Annotated in this window: 20 protein-coding genes; 7 read left to right on the forward strand and 13 right to left on the reverse strand. The window is 57.9% G+C overall.

Annotated features, from left to right (window positions below; translation table 11 throughout):
- Positions 1 to 15: 15 nt before the first annotated feature.
- The 5 genes from ACOTY5_RS14990 to nrdG all read left to right on the forward strand — a co-directional run bounded on the left by ACOTY5_RS14990 (position 16) and on the right by nrdG (position 7,672).
- Complete coding sequence (locus ACOTY5_RS14990) at positions 16 to 1,413, forward strand: PTS fructose transporter subunit IIC (protein WP_072044148.1); 1,398 nt, start codon at positions 16 to 18, stop codon at positions 1,411 to 1,413.
- 10 nt (positions 1,414 to 1,423) lie between these two features.
- The gene (locus ACOTY5_RS14995; protein ID WP_023295818.1) at positions 1,424 to 4,021 is read left to right on the forward strand and encodes a glycoside hydrolase family 38 C-terminal domain-containing protein; all 2,598 of its coding nucleotides are present in this window, start codon (positions 1,424 to 1,426) and stop codon (positions 4,019 to 4,021) included.
- 1 nt (position 4,022) lies between these two features.
- Positions 4,023 to 4,595 (forward strand): PTS sugar transporter subunit IIA, encoded by a 573-nt coding sequence (locus ACOTY5_RS15000; RefSeq protein WP_015572515.1) that lies wholly within the window; start codon positions 4,023 to 4,025, stop codon positions 4,593 to 4,595.
- Positions 4,596 to 4,963: 368 nt separating this feature from the next.
- A complete protein-coding gene (nrdD, locus tag ACOTY5_RS15005) occupies positions 4,964 to 7,102 on the forward strand; it encodes an anaerobic ribonucleoside-triphosphate reductase (protein ID WP_015572514.1) in 2,139 nt (712 codons plus the stop codon).
- Positions 7,103 to 7,207: 105 nt separating this feature from the next.
- Positions 7,208 to 7,672: an anaerobic ribonucleoside-triphosphate reductase-activating protein gene (nrdG, locus tag ACOTY5_RS15010; RefSeq protein ID WP_015572513.1), complete on the forward strand. Its 465-nt coding sequence runs from the start codon at positions 7,208 to 7,210 to the stop codon at positions 7,670 to 7,672.
- Between the two features lie 32 nt (positions 7,673 to 7,704).
- Here nrdG and ACOTY5_RS15015 read toward each other — a convergent pair whose 3' ends face one another.
- From ACOTY5_RS15015 to ACOTY5_RS15060, 10 genes are all read right to left on the reverse strand, one after another.
- On the reverse strand, positions 7,705 to 9,615 hold the full coding sequence (locus tag ACOTY5_RS15015) for a BglG family transcription antiterminator (protein ID WP_017383912.1): 1,911 nt from the start codon (positions 9,613 to 9,615) through the stop codon (positions 7,705 to 7,707).
- Positions 9,616 to 9,634: 19 nt separating this feature from the next.
- Entirely contained in the window at positions 9,635 to 10,771 is a 1,137-nt protein-coding gene (locus ACOTY5_RS15020; RefSeq protein WP_017383913.1) for a lactonase family protein, read from the reverse strand.
- A gap of 115 nt (positions 10,772 to 10,886) precedes the next feature.
- Positions 10,887 to 11,627, reverse strand: coding sequence for a 2-dehydro-3-deoxy-phosphogluconate aldolase (gene dagF, locus ACOTY5_RS15025; protein ID WP_015572511.1), 741 nt, complete (start codon positions 11,625 to 11,627; stop codon positions 10,887 to 10,889).
- Positions 11,624 to 12,742: a DgaE family pyridoxal phosphate-dependent ammonia lyase gene (locus ACOTY5_RS15030; RefSeq protein ID WP_045141849.1), complete on the reverse strand. Its 1,119-nt coding sequence runs from the start codon at positions 12,740 to 12,742 to the stop codon at positions 11,624 to 11,626. The genes dagF and ACOTY5_RS15030 overlap by 4 nt, the downstream gene beginning before the upstream one ends.
- Complete coding sequence (locus ACOTY5_RS15035; protein WP_039271920.1) at positions 12,726 to 13,859, reverse strand: amidohydrolase/deacetylase family metallohydrolase; 1,134 nt, start codon at positions 13,857 to 13,859, stop codon at positions 12,726 to 12,728. The genes ACOTY5_RS15030 and ACOTY5_RS15035 overlap by 17 nt, the downstream gene beginning before the upstream one ends.
- Positions 13,860 to 13,901: 42 nt before the next feature.
- The gene (locus tag ACOTY5_RS15040) at positions 13,902 to 14,543 is read right to left on the reverse strand and encodes a DUF4310 family protein (RefSeq protein ID WP_015572508.1); all 642 of its coding nucleotides are present in this window, start codon (positions 14,541 to 14,543) and stop codon (positions 13,902 to 13,904) included.
- A 13-nt stretch (positions 14,544 to 14,556) separates the two neighbouring features.
- Positions 14,557 to 15,333 (reverse strand): DUF4311 domain-containing protein, encoded by a 777-nt coding sequence (locus ACOTY5_RS15045; protein ID WP_006810337.1) that lies wholly within the window; start codon positions 15,331 to 15,333, stop codon positions 14,557 to 14,559.
- Positions 15,334 to 15,355: 22 nt separating this feature from the next.
- Complete coding sequence (locus tag ACOTY5_RS15050; RefSeq protein ID WP_006810338.1) at positions 15,356 to 15,655, reverse strand: DUF4312 family protein; 300 nt, start codon at positions 15,653 to 15,655, stop codon at positions 15,356 to 15,358.
- 2 nt (positions 15,656 to 15,657) lie between these two features.
- Positions 15,658 to 16,020 (reverse strand): SFCGS family glycine-rich protein, encoded by a 363-nt coding sequence (locus ACOTY5_RS15055; RefSeq protein WP_006810339.1) that lies wholly within the window; start codon positions 16,018 to 16,020, stop codon positions 15,658 to 15,660.
- A 10-nt stretch (positions 16,021 to 16,030) separates the two neighbouring features.
- A complete protein-coding gene (locus tag ACOTY5_RS15060; protein ID WP_026080657.1) occupies positions 16,031 to 16,369 on the reverse strand; it encodes a PRD domain-containing protein in 339 nt (112 codons plus the stop codon).
- Positions 16,370 to 16,785: 416 nt separating this feature from the next.
- Between ACOTY5_RS15060 and ACOTY5_RS15065 the strand changes: the two genes are divergently transcribed.
- A complete protein-coding gene (locus tag ACOTY5_RS15065; RefSeq protein WP_017383916.1) occupies positions 16,786 to 16,941 on the forward strand; it encodes a Hok/Gef family protein in 156 nt (51 codons plus the stop codon).
- Positions 16,942 to 17,011: 70 nt separating this feature from the next.
- Here ACOTY5_RS15065 and cybC read toward each other — a convergent pair whose 3' ends face one another.
- Positions 17,012 to 17,398: a cytochrome b562 gene (cybC, locus tag ACOTY5_RS15070; protein ID WP_010427378.1), complete on the reverse strand. Its 387-nt coding sequence runs from the start codon at positions 17,396 to 17,398 to the stop codon at positions 17,012 to 17,014.
- Positions 17,399 to 17,442: 44 nt separating this feature from the next.
- Complete coding sequence (gene pmbA, locus ACOTY5_RS15075; protein ID WP_015572506.1) at positions 17,443 to 18,795, reverse strand: metalloprotease PmbA; 1,353 nt, start codon at positions 18,793 to 18,795, stop codon at positions 17,443 to 17,445.
- Between the two features lie 95 nt (positions 18,796 to 18,890).
- Between pmbA and yjgA the strand changes: the two genes are divergently transcribed.
- Entirely contained in the window at positions 18,891 to 19,442 is a 552-nt protein-coding gene (yjgA, locus tag ACOTY5_RS15080; RefSeq protein ID WP_003856072.1) for a ribosome biogenesis factor YjgA, read from the forward strand.
- A 105-nt stretch (positions 19,443 to 19,547) separates the two neighbouring features.
- On the opposite strand, the gene mpl is transcribed toward yjgA, so the two are convergent.
- Positions 19,548 to 20,921: a UDP-N-acetylmuramate:L-alanyl-gamma-D-glutamyl-meso-diaminopimelate ligase gene (mpl, locus tag ACOTY5_RS15085; protein ID WP_017694649.1), complete on the reverse strand. Its 1,374-nt coding sequence runs from the start codon at positions 20,919 to 20,921 to the stop codon at positions 19,548 to 19,550.
- Positions 20,922 to 20,949 lie beyond the last annotated feature (28 nt).

A 20,949-nucleotide genomic window follows, 5' to 3' on the forward strand; every position in this document is an offset into this window, starting at 1 on the left:
CAGGGAATTATGACAATGACGAAACAAAAAGTTGTCGCGGTAACGGCCTGCCCGACAGGTATCGCACACACCTTTATGGCGGCGAATAAAATTATTGCATGGGCTAACGAGCACAATATCGAGGTAAAGGTCGAAACGCAGGGCAGCGACGGCGTTAAAAACCGCTTAACAAAACAGGATATCGCCTCCGCCACGGCCATTATTCTGGCAACCGACGTTCCCATTCAGGATGCCGAGCGTTTTGACAACATTCCTCACCTTCAAACCCGTACACAAGAGCTGATCAAACATACCGATCGCTATCTGCGTCAGGCGCTGGCCATGGAAAAAAACGTCACCACTGTCGCACAAGAAGACGATCTTCAGCGTTCGGCTTACCAGATTTTTATTGGCCATATTATGGCGGCCATCAGCTATATGCTGCCGGTGGTGGTGATGGGCGGGCTGATGATGGCGACGGCCAAAATAACCGGGCAGTTTATTAACATCGAACATTCGCCGTTCAGCGTGCTGGATAAAGTGGGCTTTATGACCATTAAGTTCATGTATCCCGTTTTTGCAATGTATCTGGCGTTTTCCATTGCCGGTAAACCGGCACTCATCCCCGGTCTTATTGGCGGCATCATGTCAGACGAAGTCTATAAGCGCTTCTTTGATATCGAAGGCTTTATGCCATCCGGCTTTTTCGGCGCCATTGGTATCGGCTTTTTTGTGGGCTATCTGGTGCGCTGGCTCAATGATTCGATTCACGTCCGCCAGCAGCTCACCACCATTAAAACCATGCTGCTCGTCCCGCTGATCACCGGCATTACGCTGGTGATGGTCATGGAATATTTGATTAACCCGATTTTTGGCTCGCTTAACCAGCTGATGGTGGTCTTTTTTACCTCGGCAGGTGACACCGGGCGCGGGTTCTATTCCGCGATGATCGCCGCGGGCACCGCGTTCGACCTGGGCGGTCCGGTCAACAAGGCGGCAGGCTCGGTCGCGCTCGGCCTGAATGGCATGAGCGAGACGTTTGATTTAACCGCCCGCGAACTCTCCATCGTGATCCCCTCCATTGGCGTCGGCTTTGCTGCGTTCCTCAACGGCCGCTTTGGATTACCGGATGTCTTTAGCCAGGAAGAGAAAACCGTCGGTAGCACCTCGTTGTTGCTGGGCGTGATTGGGATCTCCGAAGGCGCGATCCCGTTCATCCTGAAAAACCCACGTCTGATCCCGGTGTTCATGACCGGTGCCGTCGCCGGCGCGCTGGTCGCCATTACCCTTGGCGTGAAGCAGACGCTGCCTCTGCCAGCCGTCTGGGGCTGGCCGCTGGCAACCAACGTGGCGGGCTACCTGGCGAGCGTCTTTATTGGCGCACTGATTTGCGCCCTGGGCGTGCTCTATGTCAGCCCAAAGAACGCCAGATAAGGGGGACGTCATGAATCAGATCCACGTCATTGCCCATACGCACTGGGATCAGGAGTGGTATTTCACCCGTCAGGACAGCATGGTGCTGGCGTCATATAATTTTGCGGACGTCATCAACACGCTGGAGCAGGACTCCGCTTACACCTGCTATCACCTTGACGGACAGATGGCGGTAGTGGAGGACTTTCTCGCCATCAATCCTGATTATCGCGCCAGGCTGGAAAAGCTGGTCAGAGAAAAAAGGATCTTCGTAGGGCCATGGTATACCCAGACGGACACCTACAACGTGCATGGCGAATCGATTATCCGCAACCTGAAGTACGGCATTTTTTCTGCCCGGACGCTGGGGCATGCGATGCAGGTTGGGTATCTTCCGGATACCTTTGGCCACAATGCGCAAATGCCCACGATCTTGCAGGGCTGCAATATCGACAATATCGTCTTCTGGCGCGGTATCGATCACGACAGGCACGCCAAAAGCAGCCAGTTCCTCTGGCGCGCACCCTCAGGTGCGACCGTCATCGCCTGTGCGATGGCGCTCGGTTATGGCGCGGCTAAAAACATGCGTTCGGAAGCCTCCCATCTTCGGGGAAAAATCTACCCGATGACCACACTTTTGCGTTCACGGGCCGGTCTAAACGACCTGCTCCTGCCCTGCGGCGGCGATCAGGTCAGCATCGACCCGGCGCTGCCGAAAATCCTGGAGGTCGCCAGCGCACAGTCCCCGGATCAGGACCGTTACTTCATCAGCTCTCTGGAGCGTTATGTAGAAACCCTTCGCGCGCAGCGTGAACAGTTTGAGCTCCTGGAAGGAGAGCTGAAATCGCCGCGCTACACCCGCATCCATAAAACGATCGGCTCCGTGCGCTACGACATCAAAAAGAAAAACGATGAGGTTGAACAGTTCATCCTGCGACAGCTGGAGCCGACAATCGCAATGGCGCGTCACCAGGGGATTCCGGTCAACCTCGCGGTAGTCGACACCCTCTGGAAAAAGCTGTTGCGAAACCATGCCCACGATTCCATTGGCGGCTGTAATAGCGATGCCACCAACCGCGACATTCTGCATCGTATGGAACAAACCGAACAGCTGTGCCATAGCCTGTGGAATCTGGTGGTGAAAACCCTGGCCGCCGCCTGCGTTCAGGATGGCGACCTGCTGATTTTTAACTCGCTGGCTACCCCAACGCAGCGCGTGGTGATAGCCACACTGTATAGCCGGGCGGATAATATCGCCCTGACGCATCAGGGGCAGCCCATCCCTTTCGACGTCCTGGAAAGAGACATTCTGCCCGGCGGAACGGCGATCTCCCTTACCGCCGAGGGCGAGTGCGAGACGCCCCTTCTCCCTTATTACCGCTGGCACGTTGCGGTAAAGACACCGGTTCTGCCGCCGATCGGCTATCTCACCGTTAACGTTGAAGAAGACCCTGCGCCTTTCCTGGCGTCTGAAAAGATAAAGGGCAGCGAGATTGAGAATGCGCATTATCGACTGTCGCTGGATGCCGGAACGCTTACCCTGCATGACAAACGCAGCGGCAGACGTATCCCCTCTTTCTTTACCTTTGAAGACTGCGCGGACGCGGGCGACAGCTACGATTTCTCACCGCTTGCGGGCGACGCGCCGACGCGCTGTTCGCATTTTACGCTCGTCGACGGCGTAAAAACGCCGCTTGTCGAAAAGCTGACCGTCGAGGCCACAATGCGTCTTCCGCAGGATCTCGCCAGCCGTCAGGATACGGCCCGAACGCCGTTATCCATTCGTCTGGTCTGCGAATTACGCCACGACGATCCGAATCTGTATGTCGAGGCTTCGCTGGAAAACAGCCACTGCGATCACCGGCTACGTTTACTGATCGGCAGCGATGTTCACACCCGTCACGCTATCGCCTCACAGCCCTTCGCAATCATCCAGCGCGAAACGGGATATGACGGTGAACACTGGCAAGAACGCTATCGCGAGAAGCCCGTGGATATCGAAACCAGCGAGGGCATTATCGCTGTCACGGAACCGGGTAAAGCGCTGGTTGTGACTAGCCGTGGCATGAAAGAATTTCAGATTATCGGCAGCGAACCCGCTGCTATTGCCCTGACGATGTTTAAATCGACGGGCGTGCTCGGACGCAGCGATCTCGAATGGCGACCGGGTCGGGCCTCCGGCATCAATAATACGGTGGTTGAGACTCCTGATGCCCAGTTGCTGAAACCGTTGCGCTTTTCATTCACCGTCGCGCTGGCCGACAACGCCGACCACCTCACGCTGCGCCAGCTGGAAAATCAGGCGGCTGGACAGCCCTTCACCTACCAACGGCAAACGCTACACACGCTCGATCACCGTCTTGAGCGCTTTTCGTTGCGTCTGCCCGAGCGCAGGCTTCCGGCAGAGTTCTCGCTACTGACCGTGCCGGAGCCGCTCATCCTTTCCGCTCTGCCCCATGCGCAGCTGCTGCATGGCACCGTCTTACGCGTATTTAACGCCGGGACACAACCGGCTCCCGTCCCGGAAAGTCTGGCAGTGTTACGGCAGATCAACTATCTGGAAGAGCCGATGCAACCGGTAACGGCGATCCTCCCCTCCGCAACCTGCGATTTTTTGATTGAGGCTTAATATGAACTTGCTGGCATTGACGCATCCCGATCTGGTGTTTATCAACCCGCCCCAACGTACGCCGGAAGCAGTGATCCGTTGGCTCACCGAGCCGCTCGCCAGGCGGAAGGTCATCAACGATCGAGAGGCATTTATCGAAAGCGTTTTACAACGTGAAAGTGAAGGCCCTACCGCGCTGGGTGAAGCGCTCGCCGTCCCGCACGGTAAAACCGAGGCGGTGCAACAGGCGGCATTTTGTCTGGCGCTCTTTGACGATCCGATATGCTGGCCGGGGCTGGAGGGTGATGAAGAGGTGAGGATGGTTTTCCTGCTCGCCATTCCGCCAGCGGAAGCAGGCAGTACGCATATGCACCTGCTGACGACGCTGACCAGCAGACTCACGGATGAGCGGGTGCGTGAGCAATTGCTGGCGGCGCGTACGCGGGAAGAGGCGATGTCTGCGCTGAGTAATGAAGGTTCTCAAAAACAGGACGATGCCCCCGAAAGCTCTCTTCTCATCCCGTTGGTACTGGGCTGCATCGTTACCGTAGCCTTTTTGCAGGCAGGGTTGAGCTGGGCCTGCGGGGTGAGTTAATCGAGCAGCGCTCAGCACAGGCTCTGCTGAGCGCTTGTTTTTGTTGAATAATTAATCAGATTTTTCCTTCGAGTCTTTACAATTGCCCCAGCGCCCGCCGTTTGTACTCTCGTCTTTTTACTTTGTTCTGCATCAAAAAAATCGCAAACTTGTTTGATGCAAATCACTATATGTAGCACTTAAAATGCACGCCGACCCAACATCTTGTATTTATCGTCTACTATTCCAACAACAAGACGGCGCGAACGCTGGCCGGAATTGTGGATAACACGAGCTGGGCACGCGGGAAGTCTTTGCCGCGGCGAGGAATACGTCCGGTGAATACTTCTCCACCTTTGTGGATAACCTGTTTTTAAAATGGAGTGATCATGACACCGCATGTGATGAAACGTGATGGCTGTAAAGTGCCGTTTAAATCAGAGCGCATCAAAGAAGCCATTCTGCGTGCAGCTAAAGCAGCGGGAGTCGATGACGCAGATTACTGCGCCACCGTCGCAGAAGTCGTTAGCAGCCAGATGCATGAACGCAGCCAGGTGGATATCAACGAGATCCAGACCGCGGTTGAAAACCAGCTGATGTCTGGTCCGTACAAGCAGCTGGCGCGCGCCTACATTGAGTATCGTCACGACCGTGACGTCCAGCGTGAGAAACGCGGTCGCCTGAACCAGGAGATCCGCGGCCTGGTAGAGCAAACCAACTCGTCGCTGCTCAATGAAAATGCCAATAAAGACAGCAAAGTGATCCCAACCCAGCGCGACCTGCTGGCCGGTATCGTCGCCAAGCACTATGCCCGCCAGCACCTGCTGCCGCGCGACGTGGTGTCTGCGCACGAGCGCGGTGAGATCCACTATCACGATCTCGACTACTCGCCGTTCTTCCCGATGTTTAACTGCATGCTGATCGACCTGAAAGGCATGCTGACCCACGGTTTTAAAATGGGTAACGCCGAGATTGAGCCGCCGAAATCCATCTCCACCGCGACGGCGGTCACGGCGCAGATCATCGCCCAGGTGGCGAGCCACATCTATGGCGGCACCACCATTAACCGCATCGATGAAGTGCTGGCCCCGTTCGTGGCCGAGAGCTTCAACAAACACCGTAAAACGGCGGAAGAGTGGCAGATCCCGGATGCCGACGGTTACGCCCGTTCCCGCACCGAGAAAGAGTGCTACGACGCGTTCCAGTCGCTGGAATATGAGGTAAACACGCTGCACACCGCCAACGGCCAGACGCCGTTTGTGACCTTCGGGTTTGGCCTCGGCACCAGCTGGGAATCACGCCTGATCCAGCAGTCTATTCTGCGCAACCGCATCTCCGGCCTCGGTAAAAACCGTAAAACGGCGGTGTTCCCGAAACTGGTGTTCGCCATTCGTGACGGCCTGAACCACAAGTTTGGCGATCCGAACTATGACATCAAGCAGCTGGCGCTGGAGTGCGCGAGCAAGCGTATGTACCCGGACATCCTCAACTACGACCAGGTGGTGAAAGTCACCGGTTCGTTTAAAACGCCAATGGGCTGCCGCAGCTTCCTCGGCGTGTACGAAGATGAGAACGGCGAGCAGATCCACGACGGGCGCAACAACCTGGGCGTCATCAGCCTGAACCTGCCGCGCATCGCGCTGGAAGCTAAAGGGAATGAAGCGGCCTTCTGGACGCTGCTGGATGAACGTTTACAGCTGGCACGTAAGGCGCTGATGACCCGCATCGCCCGTCTTGAAGGGGTGAAAGCCCGCGTCGCGCCAATTCTCTATATGGAAGGAGCCTGCGGCGTGCGCCTGAAGGCGGACGATGATGTGTCGGAGATCTTCAAAAACGGTCGCGCATCGATCTCTCTTGGCTATATCGGCATTCACGAAACGATTAACGCGCTGTTTGGCGACAAGCACATCTATGACAACGACGCCCTGCGTGAGAAAGGTATCGCGATTGTGCAGCGCCTGCGCGATGCGGTAGACCAGTGGAAAGAGGAAACTGGCTACGGTTTCAGCCTGTACAGCACGCCGAGCGAAAACCTCTGCGATCGCTTCTGCCGTCTGGACACCGCCGAGTTCGGCATCGTGGAAGGCGTGACCGACAAAGGTTACTACACCAACAGCTTCCACCTCGATGTGGAGAAGAAGGTGAACCCGTACGACAAGATCGACTTTGAAGCGGCCTATCCGCCCATCGCGAACGGCGGTTTTATCTGCTACGGCGAGTACCCGAACATTCAGCACAACCTGAAGGCGCTGGAAGACGTGTGGGATTACAGCTATCAGCACGTGCCGTACTACGGAACCAACACGCCAATTGACGAGTGCTACGAGTGCGGCTTTACCGGTGAGTTCGAATGCACCAGCAAAGGCTTCACCTGCCCGAAATGCGGTAACCACGACGCAGCCCGCGTCTCCGTGACCCGCCGCGTGTGCGGCTACCTCGGCAGCCCGGATGCCCGTCCGTTTAACGCCGGTAAGCAGGAAGAGGTGAAGCGCAGGGTGAAACATCTGGGGAATGGGCAGATCGGGTAATCCGCTGCCACGTTAATGCCCGGTGGCGCTGCGCTTACCGGGCCTACGGACCGCTCTCTTTTGTAGGCCGGGTAAGCGCAGCGCCACCCGGCGTGGTTATTCGCGATGAACTATCACCAGTACTACCCCGTCGACATCGTCAACGGCCCCGGCACCCGCTGTACCCTGTTTGTATCAGGCTGCGTTCACGAGTGCCCCGGCTGCTACAACAAAAGCACCTGGCGCCTGAACTCGGGTATGCCGTTTACCGCTGAGATGGAAGACCGCATCATCAACGACCTGAACGACACGCGCATCAAACGCCAGGGGATCTCGCTCTCCGGCGGCGACCCGCTCCATCCGCAAAACGTGCCGGCGATCCTGAAGCTGGTAAAACGCATCCGCCGCGAGTGCGCGGGAAAAGACGTCTGGGTCTGGACGGGCTATAAGCTGGATGAACTGAATGCGCAGCAGATGGAAGTGGTGGATCTGATTAACGTCCTGGTCGACGGCAAGTTCGTGCAGGATCTAAAAGATCCTATGCTTATCTGGCGCGGCAGCAGCAACCAGGTTGTGCATCATCTGCGTTGAATGAAGGCGGATATCCTCTGTCCGCCTGAACGTCAAAACCGACTCAAACTCTCCATCGCCTCAGCCTTAAACGCCGCAAAATTCTCGCACTGGCACAGGCGCGCCATCGCGCGTTCACGCAGGAAGGTGACAAAGATGTCGTAAATCGCCATTGCCTCTTCGTACTCGCTTTTGCTGATGGCGAGCAGGAAGATGACATGAGCGGTTTCATCTCCCCACTGAATGCCCTGCGGCGCCAGCACGGTGTAGACCACCGTTTTTTGCGCCAGCAGCCCGAGGGAGTGCGGCAGCGCGATGCCGTCGCCGAGCATGGTGCTGACGATGGCTTCACGCTCGATAACCGATTCCAGAAACTCCGCGCCGACAAAACCTTCCCCTTCAAGCTGCCCGCACAGTTCGCGGAACAGCGTTTGCTGGTCGACAGGCTTGTCGAGAATGCGGAAATGGGCCGCGTCGAAGTATTTTTCCAGCATCCACGGGCGGGTGCGATCCACCAGCACCAGCTTGCCGATCTGCTCTAACTGATAATCGGTCGGGAACGGGGCGATCATCACCACCGGTTTGGATTTTTCGCTCACGCGGGCGGTGGAGATCACGAAGTCTTCGCCAATGGCATCGGCAAGCTCGTACTCACGAAGGGTGAGCGTGCGCGTCACCTCAATCTGCGGATATTTACGCTGAAGTACCGCCTCGATCATACGCACCATCGCGTTACCGGCGTCGCACACCAGCAGCACCCGCGGCTGGCGCTGGTAGCCGATATTGTAATGGCGCTCCAGCCCGACGCCGATATGCAGCACCAGAAAACCAATTTCGTTTTCGCTGATCACATACGGGGTGTATTTGCCCCAGCTCGACACCGCCGCGAGGGTCATATCCCACGCCATCGGGTAGTGCTGCTTGATGTTATCCAGCAGCGGATTGGGGATCATGATTTGATACCGCACGCGGGTAATCATGGTTTTGATGTGCGTGAGCAGATCTGCATGCAGTTGCTCATCGCTCAGCAGGTTGTAGTTATAGTGGGTGTTGATGTAGCGCAGAATGTAGTTGACCAGGGCTTCGTCGTCGTCGGCGTTAATCGCGCTGGGGGCGATCTCCTGGATCTGCCGCGCCGCAATGTGCACGCACAGCCAGCTCTCTTCTGACGGCGAAAGCGCTTTGCCCGCCAGCTCCTGGATAGCCACCGCGATATCTTTCGCCGCCTCACGCACGTTCTCTTCCACGTCCTCCGCGTGGAATTCCGGCAGCGGATACCCCTCGCTGATGCGCCGCACCGACACCGCGCAGTACAGGCGCAGGAACAGCTCGCCTTCATCGGTCAGGCGAATGTGATGGCGCGTCAGCGCATCGTGCAGCACCGGCACCATCTTTTCCGCCACGCCCGCGTTCAACGCCACGTCGGTCACCAGCGGGTTCAGGCTGTCCTGCTGCGCCAGCTCCCACAGAAGGTCGGTCAGGCAGGCGCGGATCGCCATCTCGCTGCCAAACAGCTTCATCCCGTGGCGCGGGCGGGTTTCCAGCGTCAGGTTGTAACGGTGAAACCACTCACGCACTTCCACCATGTCGCTCTGCAACGTGGCCCGGCTGACGAACCACTCATCGGCCAGATCCTCCAGCTTGAGGGAAAAGGCTGACGTCAGAAAACGCACCACCAGATAGTGCACGCGCTCCGGTCCGGTTCGCGGAATACGCAGCGCGCGCGGGTGGGACGCCTGCAATTGTTGATAGCGCACCACATCATTAATTTTGAGCTGATAGCCGTTGCCCCGGCTCAAAATGAACTGCGCGCCGTGGCTGGCCAGCAGCGCGTTCAGGGCGGTGATATCCGCCCGGACGGTTCGCGTGGAGACCGACAGCCGCTGCGCCAGCTCGTCCTGTGGCAGCGTCTCGTTTTGCAACAGATCGAAAAGTTGCGCTAAACGTTGGTTCGGAAATCGCACGTCGTTGTCCTCTTACTGCTCAGGGTGAAATGACCATCTGGGATGGGCTGCCGACCGGGGTATAGTCTGGCTCGGCGCTCAGCTTGCCGTCCGGCGCCACGCGGAAACGGGTAATGTTGTCGCTGCGCTGGTTCATGACGTACAGCCAGCGACCCTGCTTATCGAGCGTCAGGGTGCGCGGATAGTCGCCGCGCGTCCAGACATCATCCTGATGCGTCAGCGTACCCTCCGCCGTTACGGTAAAGTGCCCGATGCTGTTATGCAAACGGTTAGCGACATACAGCTGTTTCCCGTCGGCGCTTAGCGCCAGCCCGGCAGCAAAACTGGTGCCTTTATAACCGTCCGGCAAGGCTGAAACCGTTTTACCCTCTTTCAGCCTGCCATTACTGTCCAGCGCATAATGGGTGAGCGTAGACGCCTCTTCGTTAATCAGCCACAGGGCATCGCCTTTCGGCGTAAAGACGAAGTGGCGCGGCCCGGCCCCTTTTGAGGAGGCGCTGATAAATGGCGGATCGTTCGGAGTCAGCTTCCCGGTTTGATCGTCAAAACGGTACTGATAGATGCGATCCAGCCCCAGATCGGTGGAAAAAACGTATTTCCCGTCCGGATCGGCGGCGATCATGTGCGCATGTGGGCCGTTATGATCGCTGATGGCGAAACTGCCCTCGACGGCAACTTCCGGCTTCGCCGCGCCCGGTTCGCCTTTGTCCTGATGGGTGTCCGTTGCATCGCCCAGGCTGCCGTCTGCGTTAACGGGCAGCACCGCGACAGTTCCGCTGACGTAGTTTGCCACCAGCAGATGTTTGCCGTTCGGCGTCAGGGAAAGATACACCGGCCCCGCGCCGCCGGAGGACACCTGATTCAGCTCGCTCAGCGCGCCGTTATCACCGATGCGCAGCGCCTGCACCACGCCCTGCTCCACTTCGCTTGCCAGATACAGCGTTTTGCCGTCGTGTGAGACGGTTAACTGCGCGGCGTTCGGCAGTTTGCTCACCAGTGTTTTATCGTTCAGCGCACCGGTTTGCGGATCGACGGTAAAGCGGTACAGCCCTTCACCGTTCGGATTATAGGTGCCCACCCAGGCGTACTGGGTTTGAGCGATTGCAGAGGTAGCAAGTAAAGAGAGTGAAGCGACAAGCAGGGTACGGGTGTGCATGGTGGCTCCTTCGGGTGTGTGCGGTTTGTTTCCCCTCACCCCAGCCCTCTCCCAAAGGGAGAGGGGGTAAAGGTTCCCTCTCCCGGTGGGAGAGGGTTAGGGTGAGGGGCAGGTTCTACTTAACCAGCTTCTTCGTCATCGCCAGCAGCGTGCGCACATCTTCCGGACGCGTATCACCGCTGGCTTTATCGATAATCGAGCTGTAGATATGCGGGATGATTTTGCTCACGCCCGCATCCAGGGCGATCTGCAAGATCGCCTCGAAGTTCTCCAGATCGATTCCCCCGGTCGGCTCCAGCCAAAAGTCGTGACGGGCGCAGGCTTCCGCCACCGCCTGGTATTCGTCGCGGCATTTCAGGCCGCCCATCGGGAAGTACTTGATGGAGCTGCCGCCGAAATCTTTCAGCAGGGCGATAGCGGTTTCAACCGGCACTATGCCGTCCATAGCTGCGCTGCTCAGCGGGCCGGTGGAGATTTTCACCATGCCGACGGTGCCGGTCGGGGAGACCAGACCGTTGACCACGGACTCATTCTGCCCCAGCAGCGCGCGGCTGGTGGCCACGCCGGTAAAGACCTGGTTAACGTGCTGCGGCTGCACCTGGCGGGAGATTTCACTCACCATCGCCGACTGGTTCGGGTCGCCCGCGCCCAGCCCCACGGAGAGCGCGTTATCAATCAGCGCGGCGTATTCGCGCATGTCCGCAACCGCGCTCGCCACGTCCGGGTAATTTTTGGAGAGCACGCCCACCAGCACGTGACCTTCCGCCGCCTCGTAAATGGCGCTGGCGTTGGCCTTTGAGCCTGCCAGCACGTTCAGGCAGACGCGGTCACGGTAAAAGTTGGGGGTCAGTTTCATGCTTTTTTCTCCTGTCCTAATACTTCGCTAATGCGGCGGTACACGATGTTCAGCTGGTCAGCATTCACGCTGCGCACGTCCGCCTCGATAATCCCTTCGTTGGCCTTATAGCCACGGAAGTAAATGGCGTATTCGCCCTGTTTCAGCTTCGCCACCAGATCGCCCGTGCCGACGCCCGTAGCGGCTTCGTCGAACTTAATCTCGGTACGGGCGATATCGCGACCGGCGCTGTCCCAGACCACGCGCGCGGTCACGCCGTTCAGGGTGTTCAACGCGTCGATAAACGGCGTCATCTTCGCCACCATCTCGGCCCCGCTCTCTTTGGTCGCCGTCAGGTAGTGTTCGATGGCGCAGGTCAGGCCCAGGATACCCTCTTTGCCCACTTTCATCGCGCGACCAATGCCCGCCGTCTGGCGCTTCACCCACTCAACGTACTGGGTTTTGCCGATCACCAGCCCGCTGGTTGGCCCTTCGATCGCCTTCGCGCCGCTGTAGATCACCAGATCGGCACCGGAGCGGTAGTAGGCGTGCAGATCTTCTTCCGCCGCCGCATCGACGATCAGCGGGAGATCGTGCTTGCGCGCCACGACCGCCGCCTGCTCGACGCTGAGCATGCTTTTCTGCACGCAGTGGTGCGATTTGATGTAGAGGATCGCCGCCGTGCGCGGAGTGATCGCCGCCGCCAGCTGATCGGCAGAGCATTCGTTGGCGTAGCCCGCCTCCACCAGCTTGCCGCCGCCCAGCGCCACCATGGTGCCCACCGGCGCGCCAAAGTTCACGTTGTGGCCTTTCGGCAGGACGATTTCGTTGTTTTCAATCGGTGTGACGTGCAGGTTTTCCAGCAGCCAGTCGCTGTCTTTCACCAGCACCGCCGCCACGGACTGGGCAATGCCCGCCGACGCGCAGGAGACCACCGTCGCCCCTTCCACCTCCAGCAGCTTCGCGATGTATTCCCCGGTTTTATTGACCAGATCCTTCATCTCGAAATAGTGATTCATGCCGTCCATCGCCGACTGCACCACTTCCGGGCGCGGCGTGGAGACACCCAGCGCCGTCATGCGGCCAGAGGTGTTGATAACCTGCTTTAAGTTGTACTTCTCATAAATCGAAGGCATGTTCCGTGCTCCCTTGTTCGGTCATGTAGCCCTTGCCCGCGCGGATCGCGGCAAGCGGCATCAGAATGTGTTCAGCCTGTAGGCTGTCGTTTTCGGCATCCGTCAGCACCGTCGGCTGGCGCTTGAGCGTAAACAGCGTCAGATCGGCGTCGAGGCCAGGCTGAATGCGGCCTTTGCGCGTCAGGCGCAGGCCGTCGGCGGCGTTGGCCGTGACACAGTCAATCACCTGCGGCAATGACATGCCGATGGCGAGGAATTTCGACATCACGCTCGCCAGCGAGCCGACCGGGCCGTTGATGCGGTTGCGGCAGTAAATATCCGAGCTGATGGTATGCGGCAGAATGCCCATCGCAATGGCGCGCTTCGCCACTTCAAAGCTGAAGCTCGCCGTGCCGTGACCGACGTCCAGGCGCACGCCGCGCTTCAGGGCGGAGGTGATGGAGGCGCGCAGCTCGCCGGAGGGCGTCAGAATGCGGTTAGGCTTGCCGTTGTAGCAGTGGGTGATGATGTCGCCGGAGCTCAGCAGTTCGGCAATCTCATCGAGGTTCGGCGGGTTGTTGCCGATGTGCACCATCAGCGGCAGGTCGCTGTTCTCTTTCTGAATCGCTTTCGCGCGCTCCAGCGGGGTGATGCCGTTTTCACCGACCACGCTGCTGCTCATGCGCGCCTTCAGGCCAACGATAAAATCCGGGTGGCGCGTCACCGCCTGCTTCACCGCATCGGCGTCAATGTTCGCCATGTTGGCCAGCTCGTTCTGGGCGATCAGCCCCACGCGGGAGATGTTCAGCAGGGCAAACACCTCGGTGGAGGCTTTGCGGGTGATGGCGTAAAAATCGTCCACGTCGTCGGCTCCGGTACTGCCCGCGTCCACCACGGTGGTGACGCCGGTGGCAATGCCCACGCTGTCCGGCTCGTCGTGGTAAATCGGGGAGTTCGGGTAGCAGTGGACGTGGGAGTCAATCCAGCCCGCGCTGACGAACACGTCGCCGTTCAGCTCAACCGTTTTGCGGGCGGGAGCGTCAATGTCGCCTGTCGCGGCAATCTTCCCGTCCTGGATGGCGATATCGGTCAGGGTATCGTCGGCGAGGCGCGCACGGCGCAGGAGTAAATCAAACATGAGGATCTCCTGATAAAGCGGGCACCGAAGCGCCCGCGGGTATTAAAGGGCGACCGGGAACAGCCAGCCCAAAATCATTGCGCCGAGGATGGCGCCACCGGTAATCGGCTTCTGCCAGATGTAGAACAGCAGCGCGCCTACCAGGGAACCGACGCCGATTGGAATGGAGGCGGTCATGGCGCTGAGGATAATCAACGGCCCGAGGAAGCGGCCGGAGGCGTTACCCGCGCCCATCATCACGTCTGCGCCGTAGGTGGAGTTGCTCTGATTGATGGTGAACTTACGCGCCAGGATGATGACGTAGCCAATCGCCAGGCCAATCACCAGGCCGGTAATCAGCGCGGCAATGAAGTTGGTCACCGGGAACATGATCCCCGCGCCCAGCAGCAGCGCCGGAACGCCGAGGCCCACGCCGGTCTGGATCGCACCGCCGATATCGAGAATACCCACCAGCGAGCCTTCGATAATACGGGCGAACAGGAAGCTAGCACCGAACGCCGCCACCGCGCCGTAGACGCCGGTATCGATTCCCGCTTTCAGCATCGCCACGAAGGCCACTTCGTTAAACGCGCCGATGCCGTAGAGGTAGTACATGTGCGTCCCGGCGAAGACGCCGGAGGAGAGCAGGCCAACGAAGATCGGGAACGACCAGTCGGCATACCAAAAACCTTTATTCTGTTCCATTTAGAGGCTCCTGTTATTTACCGCTGAGCGAGTTGTGGATCATGTCGAGCCAGTTCGGCACGGTCAGATGGAAGGATTCGATCATCTTCATGTCGAAACCGCGGAAGAAGCCGCTCAGCACGAAGAGCAGGACGATCGCCGCCATCATCACTTTGGTGACGTGGTTCCAGCCACTCTCTTCAACACCTTTACCAATCAGAATACCCAGTACCAGACCCGGTACGGCGTTACCCATGATCAGCTGTGCCGCGCCGCCAAAGATGGTGGCCCAGAAGCCCGATTTTTTACCCGCGTCGATGGCCGCCAGCCAGAAGATCACCGGCATCACGGTGTTGACCAGCAGGTTCGCCGCCGGTACCAGCACCTTCACGGCGGTCACCTGAAGCGCTGCCGGAACGGAGGAGGCGGTCAGGTTAAGGAAGGTCACGACAATCATGCCGATGATGCCGCAGGCAATCGCCATTTTGCGCGGGTCATGCAGCGTTTCACCGACGTTACGGTTTTTAATCATCAGTGCAGCAGCACCCCAGTTCGGGATGATGCGGTGGTCAACGTCCTGTGTGAAGGCACCTGCGGCCACGGAAGAGGCCCAGGCGTTAAAGAAGAAACCTAACCCAAAGGAGAAGTGGGACGCCGGATCCCCTTCGCAGGAGTTCAGTTCCCCCAACGTACGAAACGCGCCCATACCCTGAGTGGTAGGCGCATGAAACATGCGTGCAGCCCCGGCGCCAACACCGACGCCAACCAGGCCGCCAATGATGAGCGATTTTATTAATATAATTAAGAACATCAGTCTGCCCTTTTATGAATAATCAGCGTTGCGTGACGAAATCCACCTGGTCGAGATTGATGGCGGTCACGTTGACGGTCACATCCAGCTCCACGCTGTAGGTGCGTCTTTCCCGGCGCAAAAAGAAGAACAGAAACGCTTCTTTTCGCACCGCTTCTTGCGCCTGAACAACCTGCACATCCTGTGGCTCAATACGCAGTAAGATATGCGGTGAGGCTTTCATCACCGCAGCCTGAACGTGGTTGAGGGCGTCGGCAAAGGCGCGCGCTTTGGCGTCGCCCTTCCCCTTCACTCTCACCGTGGTTGTGAACTGTTCTTTCATGCTTACGCGCCGTATTTCTTCTGCCACGCCTGTACCAGACGCTCGCCCAGCTCTTCTTTATCCATAAAGCCAAAGCCCAGCACGTTGCAGCCTTCGTTGATGGCGGTCACCCCCTCATCCACGGAGCGCATGCCGTATTTGGCCTTGTAGCCATATTTGGTCTGAGCGGTGATGGCGCCCGCGCCGCCGCTGCCGCAGAAGGAGATCCCGAAGGTGGCGTTTTCTGCTTTCATCACGTCACCGAGCTTCATATCCGCTGCCATGCCCGGTACGACAACCGCGCGTCCGCCGGCTTTTTCCACACCCGCAGCCACTTTCTGACCTTTACCCAGGCGATCGCCAATCACGACTGTAATCTGTTCCATGTGTTGCTCCTTAAAGGTTGTCTTTCGCGACTTCGAAGTGAACGGAGAGCAGCCAGGCCTCTTCATCAGGAAGGTTGCCGAACTGCGCTACCACTTCACGGGCGAGTTGCATTGAATCTGGTGAAATTTCGTCAAACAGCTCTGCTTCAACCTCTGGCAGCGGCTCGCCGGTCACGGACCGGTGCGCCATTGCGCGAACGTGGGAGGTCAGCATCTGCTCCTGTACCGCGTTGGGAATGATGTTGTGCCGGGCCAGCAGGGCGTAGACCTGCTGAAGCATGGTGTTCGCGAGCTGTTCTGTTTGCACCGCCTGTTCCCCAACGTCGTTCATTACCGCTCCGTTAATCACTCGTCTTACCCCGTTAATGGCTCTGGAATAAAACTAACGTCGAGGGGGAATTGTTTGTAGCGAGTTGTTTTCCACTTCGAAGTGGAAAGGCGAGCAGCGGCAGTGATCTGTGCCACATAAATGCGGTGAATCTGTATAAATCGCTGGATTTACGTGATGAATATCACGCTATTACGCGGCATTAGACTGGTAAGCGGAGTGGAAAAGATTACGAGCAGGCTCGTAGAAATGTGACGTGGATAAGGTTTTCTTATGGGGATCCGCTAGAGTGGCGGCGGGTGCTTGAGACTGACCGTCTCAGGCATGGGACGGAAAGTGGAAAGCCCCGCCTGATAAAAAATCAGGGCGGGGGCTCGAAACGACACGTCACACCGTGGAGTTCGCTACCTCGCCCGCTTTAAAGCAAGGAGGCATCCATGAAACGCAGAAACCCAAGTATCGGGGTTTTGATGATTATTTCTTTGACAATAATCATCTTAACGCTGGTGACGAGGAAAACACTGTGCGAGATCCGTTTTCGTAACGGCTCGCTTGAAGTGACAGCGCGGATGGATTGTCGCTCCGGCAAGTAGGGAGCAACGATGCGGGGGCGCATCATGCGCCTCCGCATACGGGGAGAGGACGTACAGCTCAGGCACCCAATTAACGATACTTTTTGTGGTACGTGTTGCGGGTCGCGACAAACTGATCGGCTGCCGCCTGGGCTTCCTTCACTTTGCCTTCGTTCGCCAGCTTCAGCGCGCCGTCAATCTGGCCGACCAGCACGTCAAAACCGTGGCGGTAGTCTTTCATCTCGGCGCTGTCTGCCGCTTTGCTTTCCAGCTTCGGCGGCGTCGCTTTTTGCGCATCCAGCGCGGCTTCACGCATTTTAGTCAATGCGTCTTTCATGTCCGCCGCATTGTCCGTTTTCTGCACCACCTTCAGGTTTTCACTGAGGATGTCCATGTTGTCTTCGAGATCGGCAGCAAACGCAGACGAGCCAAGAACCAGCGTTGAAGCCGCGACGATCGCTAACAGGTGTTTACGCATTGCTCACTTCCTTTTTTTTATTATTAATCACGCTTTTACGGGGATTATTGCCCGGCGATTTTCATCTCCGGCAGTAATACAGAACCACACTGAATATTGCTGCGTGTTTCAATATCGTTACCGACCGTAACAATATTGCGCCACATGTCCTTCAGGTTGCCGGCGATGGTGATTTCGCTCACCGGATACTGAATTTCACCGTTTTCGACCCAGAAGCCCGCTGCACCGCGAGAGTAGTCGCCGGTGATACCGCTCACGCCCTGCCCCATCAGCTCGGTGACCACCAGGCCGGTGCCCATCTCTTTCAGCATCTGTTCAAAATTCAGGCCCTGTCCGGCAATGCGCCAGTTATGAATGCCGCCCGCGTGCCCGGTGCTTTTCAGCCCCAGCTTACGCGCGGAGTAGTTGGTCAGCAGCCACTGGGTCAGAATGCCGTCTTTCACGATATCACGACGTTCCGTGCGCACGCCTTCGCTGTCGAACGGCGTAGAGGCCAGCCCTTTCAGCAGGTGTGGGTGCTCTTCGATGGTCAGCCATTCCGGCAGGATCTGCTTGCCCAGCGAGTCGAGCAGGAAGGTCGATTTACGGTACACCGAACCGCCCGCAATCGCTCCCACCAGATGACCAAACAGGCCGGTTGCCACTTCGTTGGCAAAAATGACCGGCGCTTTCATGGTGGAGAGTTTACGCGGCGAAAGGCGTGACAGCGTGCGTTCGGCGCACGCTTTTCCCACCCACTCCGGAGACTGCAAATCTCCCAGCGCGCGGCCAATGGTATACGCGTAATCACGCTCCATATCGCCGTTTTCTTCGGCGATGACGCAGCTGGAAAGCGAGTGGCGGGTTGAGCAGTACCCCTGCAACATGCCATGGGAGTTACCAAACACTTTAATGCCGTAGTGGCTGTTAAAGCTGCCGCCTTCGGTATTGGTGATGCGTTTGTCAGCCTGCAAAGAGGCCTGCTCGGCTCGCGCGGCCAGCTCAATGGCTTCATCCGGCGTCACTTCCGCGGGATGGAACAGATCGAGATCCGGCGCGTCAAACGCCAGCAGCTCTTTATCGGCCACGCCAGCGTAAGGGTCCGGGGAGGTGTAACGTGCGATATCCAGCGCCGCCTGCACCGTACGGGCGATGGCATCCGGGCTCAGATCGGTAGACGACGCGCTGCCTTTACGATTCTGGTGATACACCGTGATCCCCAGCGCGCCATCGCTGTTAAATTCTACATTCTCCACTTCGCCATAGCGGGTGCTCACGCTAATGCCGGTGGTTTTGCTGACCGCCACTTCGGCGCCATCTGATTTACCTGAAGCGAGCGTCAGCGCGGTGGAGACGGCTTCTTCCAGGATCTTACGCTGCGCTTCAACTTGTGAGGTTACTTTCATCGCAAATGCCATACTGTAAGAGAGAGTTAAGTGAAGTCTAACAGAGAACCGTTTTTCAGTGCGCGTCTTAACTGGTAACATTAGCCTCTTTTTTTAAGGAGCCTGACATGACTAAGCAGCCCGAAGACTGGCTCGACGACGTTCCCGGTGATGACATCGAAGACGAAGATGATGAGATCATCTGGGTCAGTAAAAGTGAAATTAAACGTGACGCCGAAGAGTTAAAACAGCTTGGCGCAGAAATGGTAGAACTGGGTAAAAACGCGCTGGATAAGATCCCGCTCGACCAGGATCTGCGTGATGCCATTGAACTGGCACAGAAAATCAAGAAAGAAGGGCGTCGCCGCCAGCTTCAGCTTATCGGTAAACTGCTGCGTCAGCGCGACGTGGAGCCGATCCGTCAGGCGCTGGACAAACTGAAAAACCGCCACAATCAGCAGGTTGCGCTGTTCCATAAGCTGGAGCAGATCCGCGATCGTTTGATCGAGCAGGGTGATGACGCAGTACCTGAAGTGCTGAATCTGTGGCCGAATGCCGACCGCCAGCAGCTGCGATCGCTGATCCGCAACGCGAAGAAAGAGAAAGAAGGGAATAAGCCGCCGAAGTCTGCGCGCCTGATTTTCCAGTATCTGCGCGAGCTGTCTGAGAACGAAGAGTAATCTGTGCGGGTTTGCGCCGGATGGCGGCGTAAACGCCTTATCCGGCCTACAAGGTCGTGCGAAAAAATGTAGGCCCGGTAAGCGCTAGCGCCACCGGGCTTTTTTTTACTCTGCGGCCGCGGCTTTCTTCGCCAGACCGTCCAGCAGCTTCTGATGGATACCACCAAACCCACCGTTGCTCATCACCAGAATGTGATCGCCAGGCTGTGCGGCTTTCACCACCATATCCGCTAAGACATCCACGTCCGCACTCCAGTGCGCCGGCTGAATGCAGGCGTCTGCCACTTCCGCCACCTGCCACGGAATATGCTGCGGTTGCAGCAGGAAGACTTCGTCGGCACGTCCTAAGGACGGCGCAAGATCGTCTTTGCAGATGCCCATTTTCATGGTGTTCGAACGCGGTTCCAGCACGGCCAGAATGCGCGCGGTGCCGCCAACTTTGCCACGCAATGCGGCAAGCGTCGCCAGAATGGCCGTTGGGTGGTGCGCGAAATCGTCATACACGGTAACGCCGTGGGCTTCACCGCGCAGCTCCAGACGGCGACGGGCGTTGATAAACGAGCCCAGCGCATTGGCGGCATCCGCAGGCAGTACGCCCACGTGACGCGCCGCGGCGATCGCCATCAGGCCGTTGTGCATGTTGTGCTCGCCCACCAGGCCCCACTTCACCTCGCCCACTTTCTCACCGTCGAGCAGCACTTCCCATTCGGAGGCATCCGCGTTGAGCTTTTTCGCCTGCCAGTGCCCCTGCTCGCCAACCAGCTCCTGCTCGCTCCAGCACCCCATCGCCATAGTCTGCTTCAGGTTGATGTCGTTCTCCGGCAGGATAATGCGGCCCTGACCCGGAACAATGCGCACCAGATGGTGGAACTGTTTCTGAATCGCTTTCAGGTCGTCAAAGATATCCGCGTGATCGAACTCAAGGTTGTTGAGGATCAGCGTGCGTGGGCAGTAATGCACGAACTTGGAGCGCTTGTCGAAGAACGCGCAGTCGTATTCATCCGCTTCAATCACAAAGAACGGGCTGTCGCCCAGACGCGCGGAGACGTCGAAATTCCCCGGTACGCCGCCGATCACGAAGCCCGGCTTGTAGCCGCAGGCTTCGAGGATCCAGGTCGCCATACCGGCGGTGGTGGTTTTGCCGTGCGTCCCGGCAACGGCGACAACCCAGCGGTCGCGCAGGACAAAATCATGCAGCCACTGCGGGCCAGACATGTACGGGATATTGCGTTCCAGCACCGCTTCAACGCATGGATTCCCACGGGTCATGGCGTTACCCACGATCACCAGATCCGGCTGCGGCTCCAGCTGGCTGGCGTCATATCCCTGAATCAGAGAAATTCCCTGCTTCTCGAGCAGCGTGCTCATCGGCGGATACACATTGGCGTCCGAACCTGTCACTTCATGGCCCAGCGAGCGCGCCAGCATTGCCAGTCCGCCCATGAAAGTGCCACAAATCCCCAATATATGAATGCGCATACGTCACTATCCTTCTTCAATGTGGCGC

It is taken from the genome of Enterobacter cloacae complex sp. SHL018 (assembly GCF_049237905.1).
Taxonomy (GTDB): Bacteria; Pseudomonadota; Gammaproteobacteria; order Enterobacterales; family Enterobacteriaceae; genus Enterobacter; species Enterobacter hormaechei_C.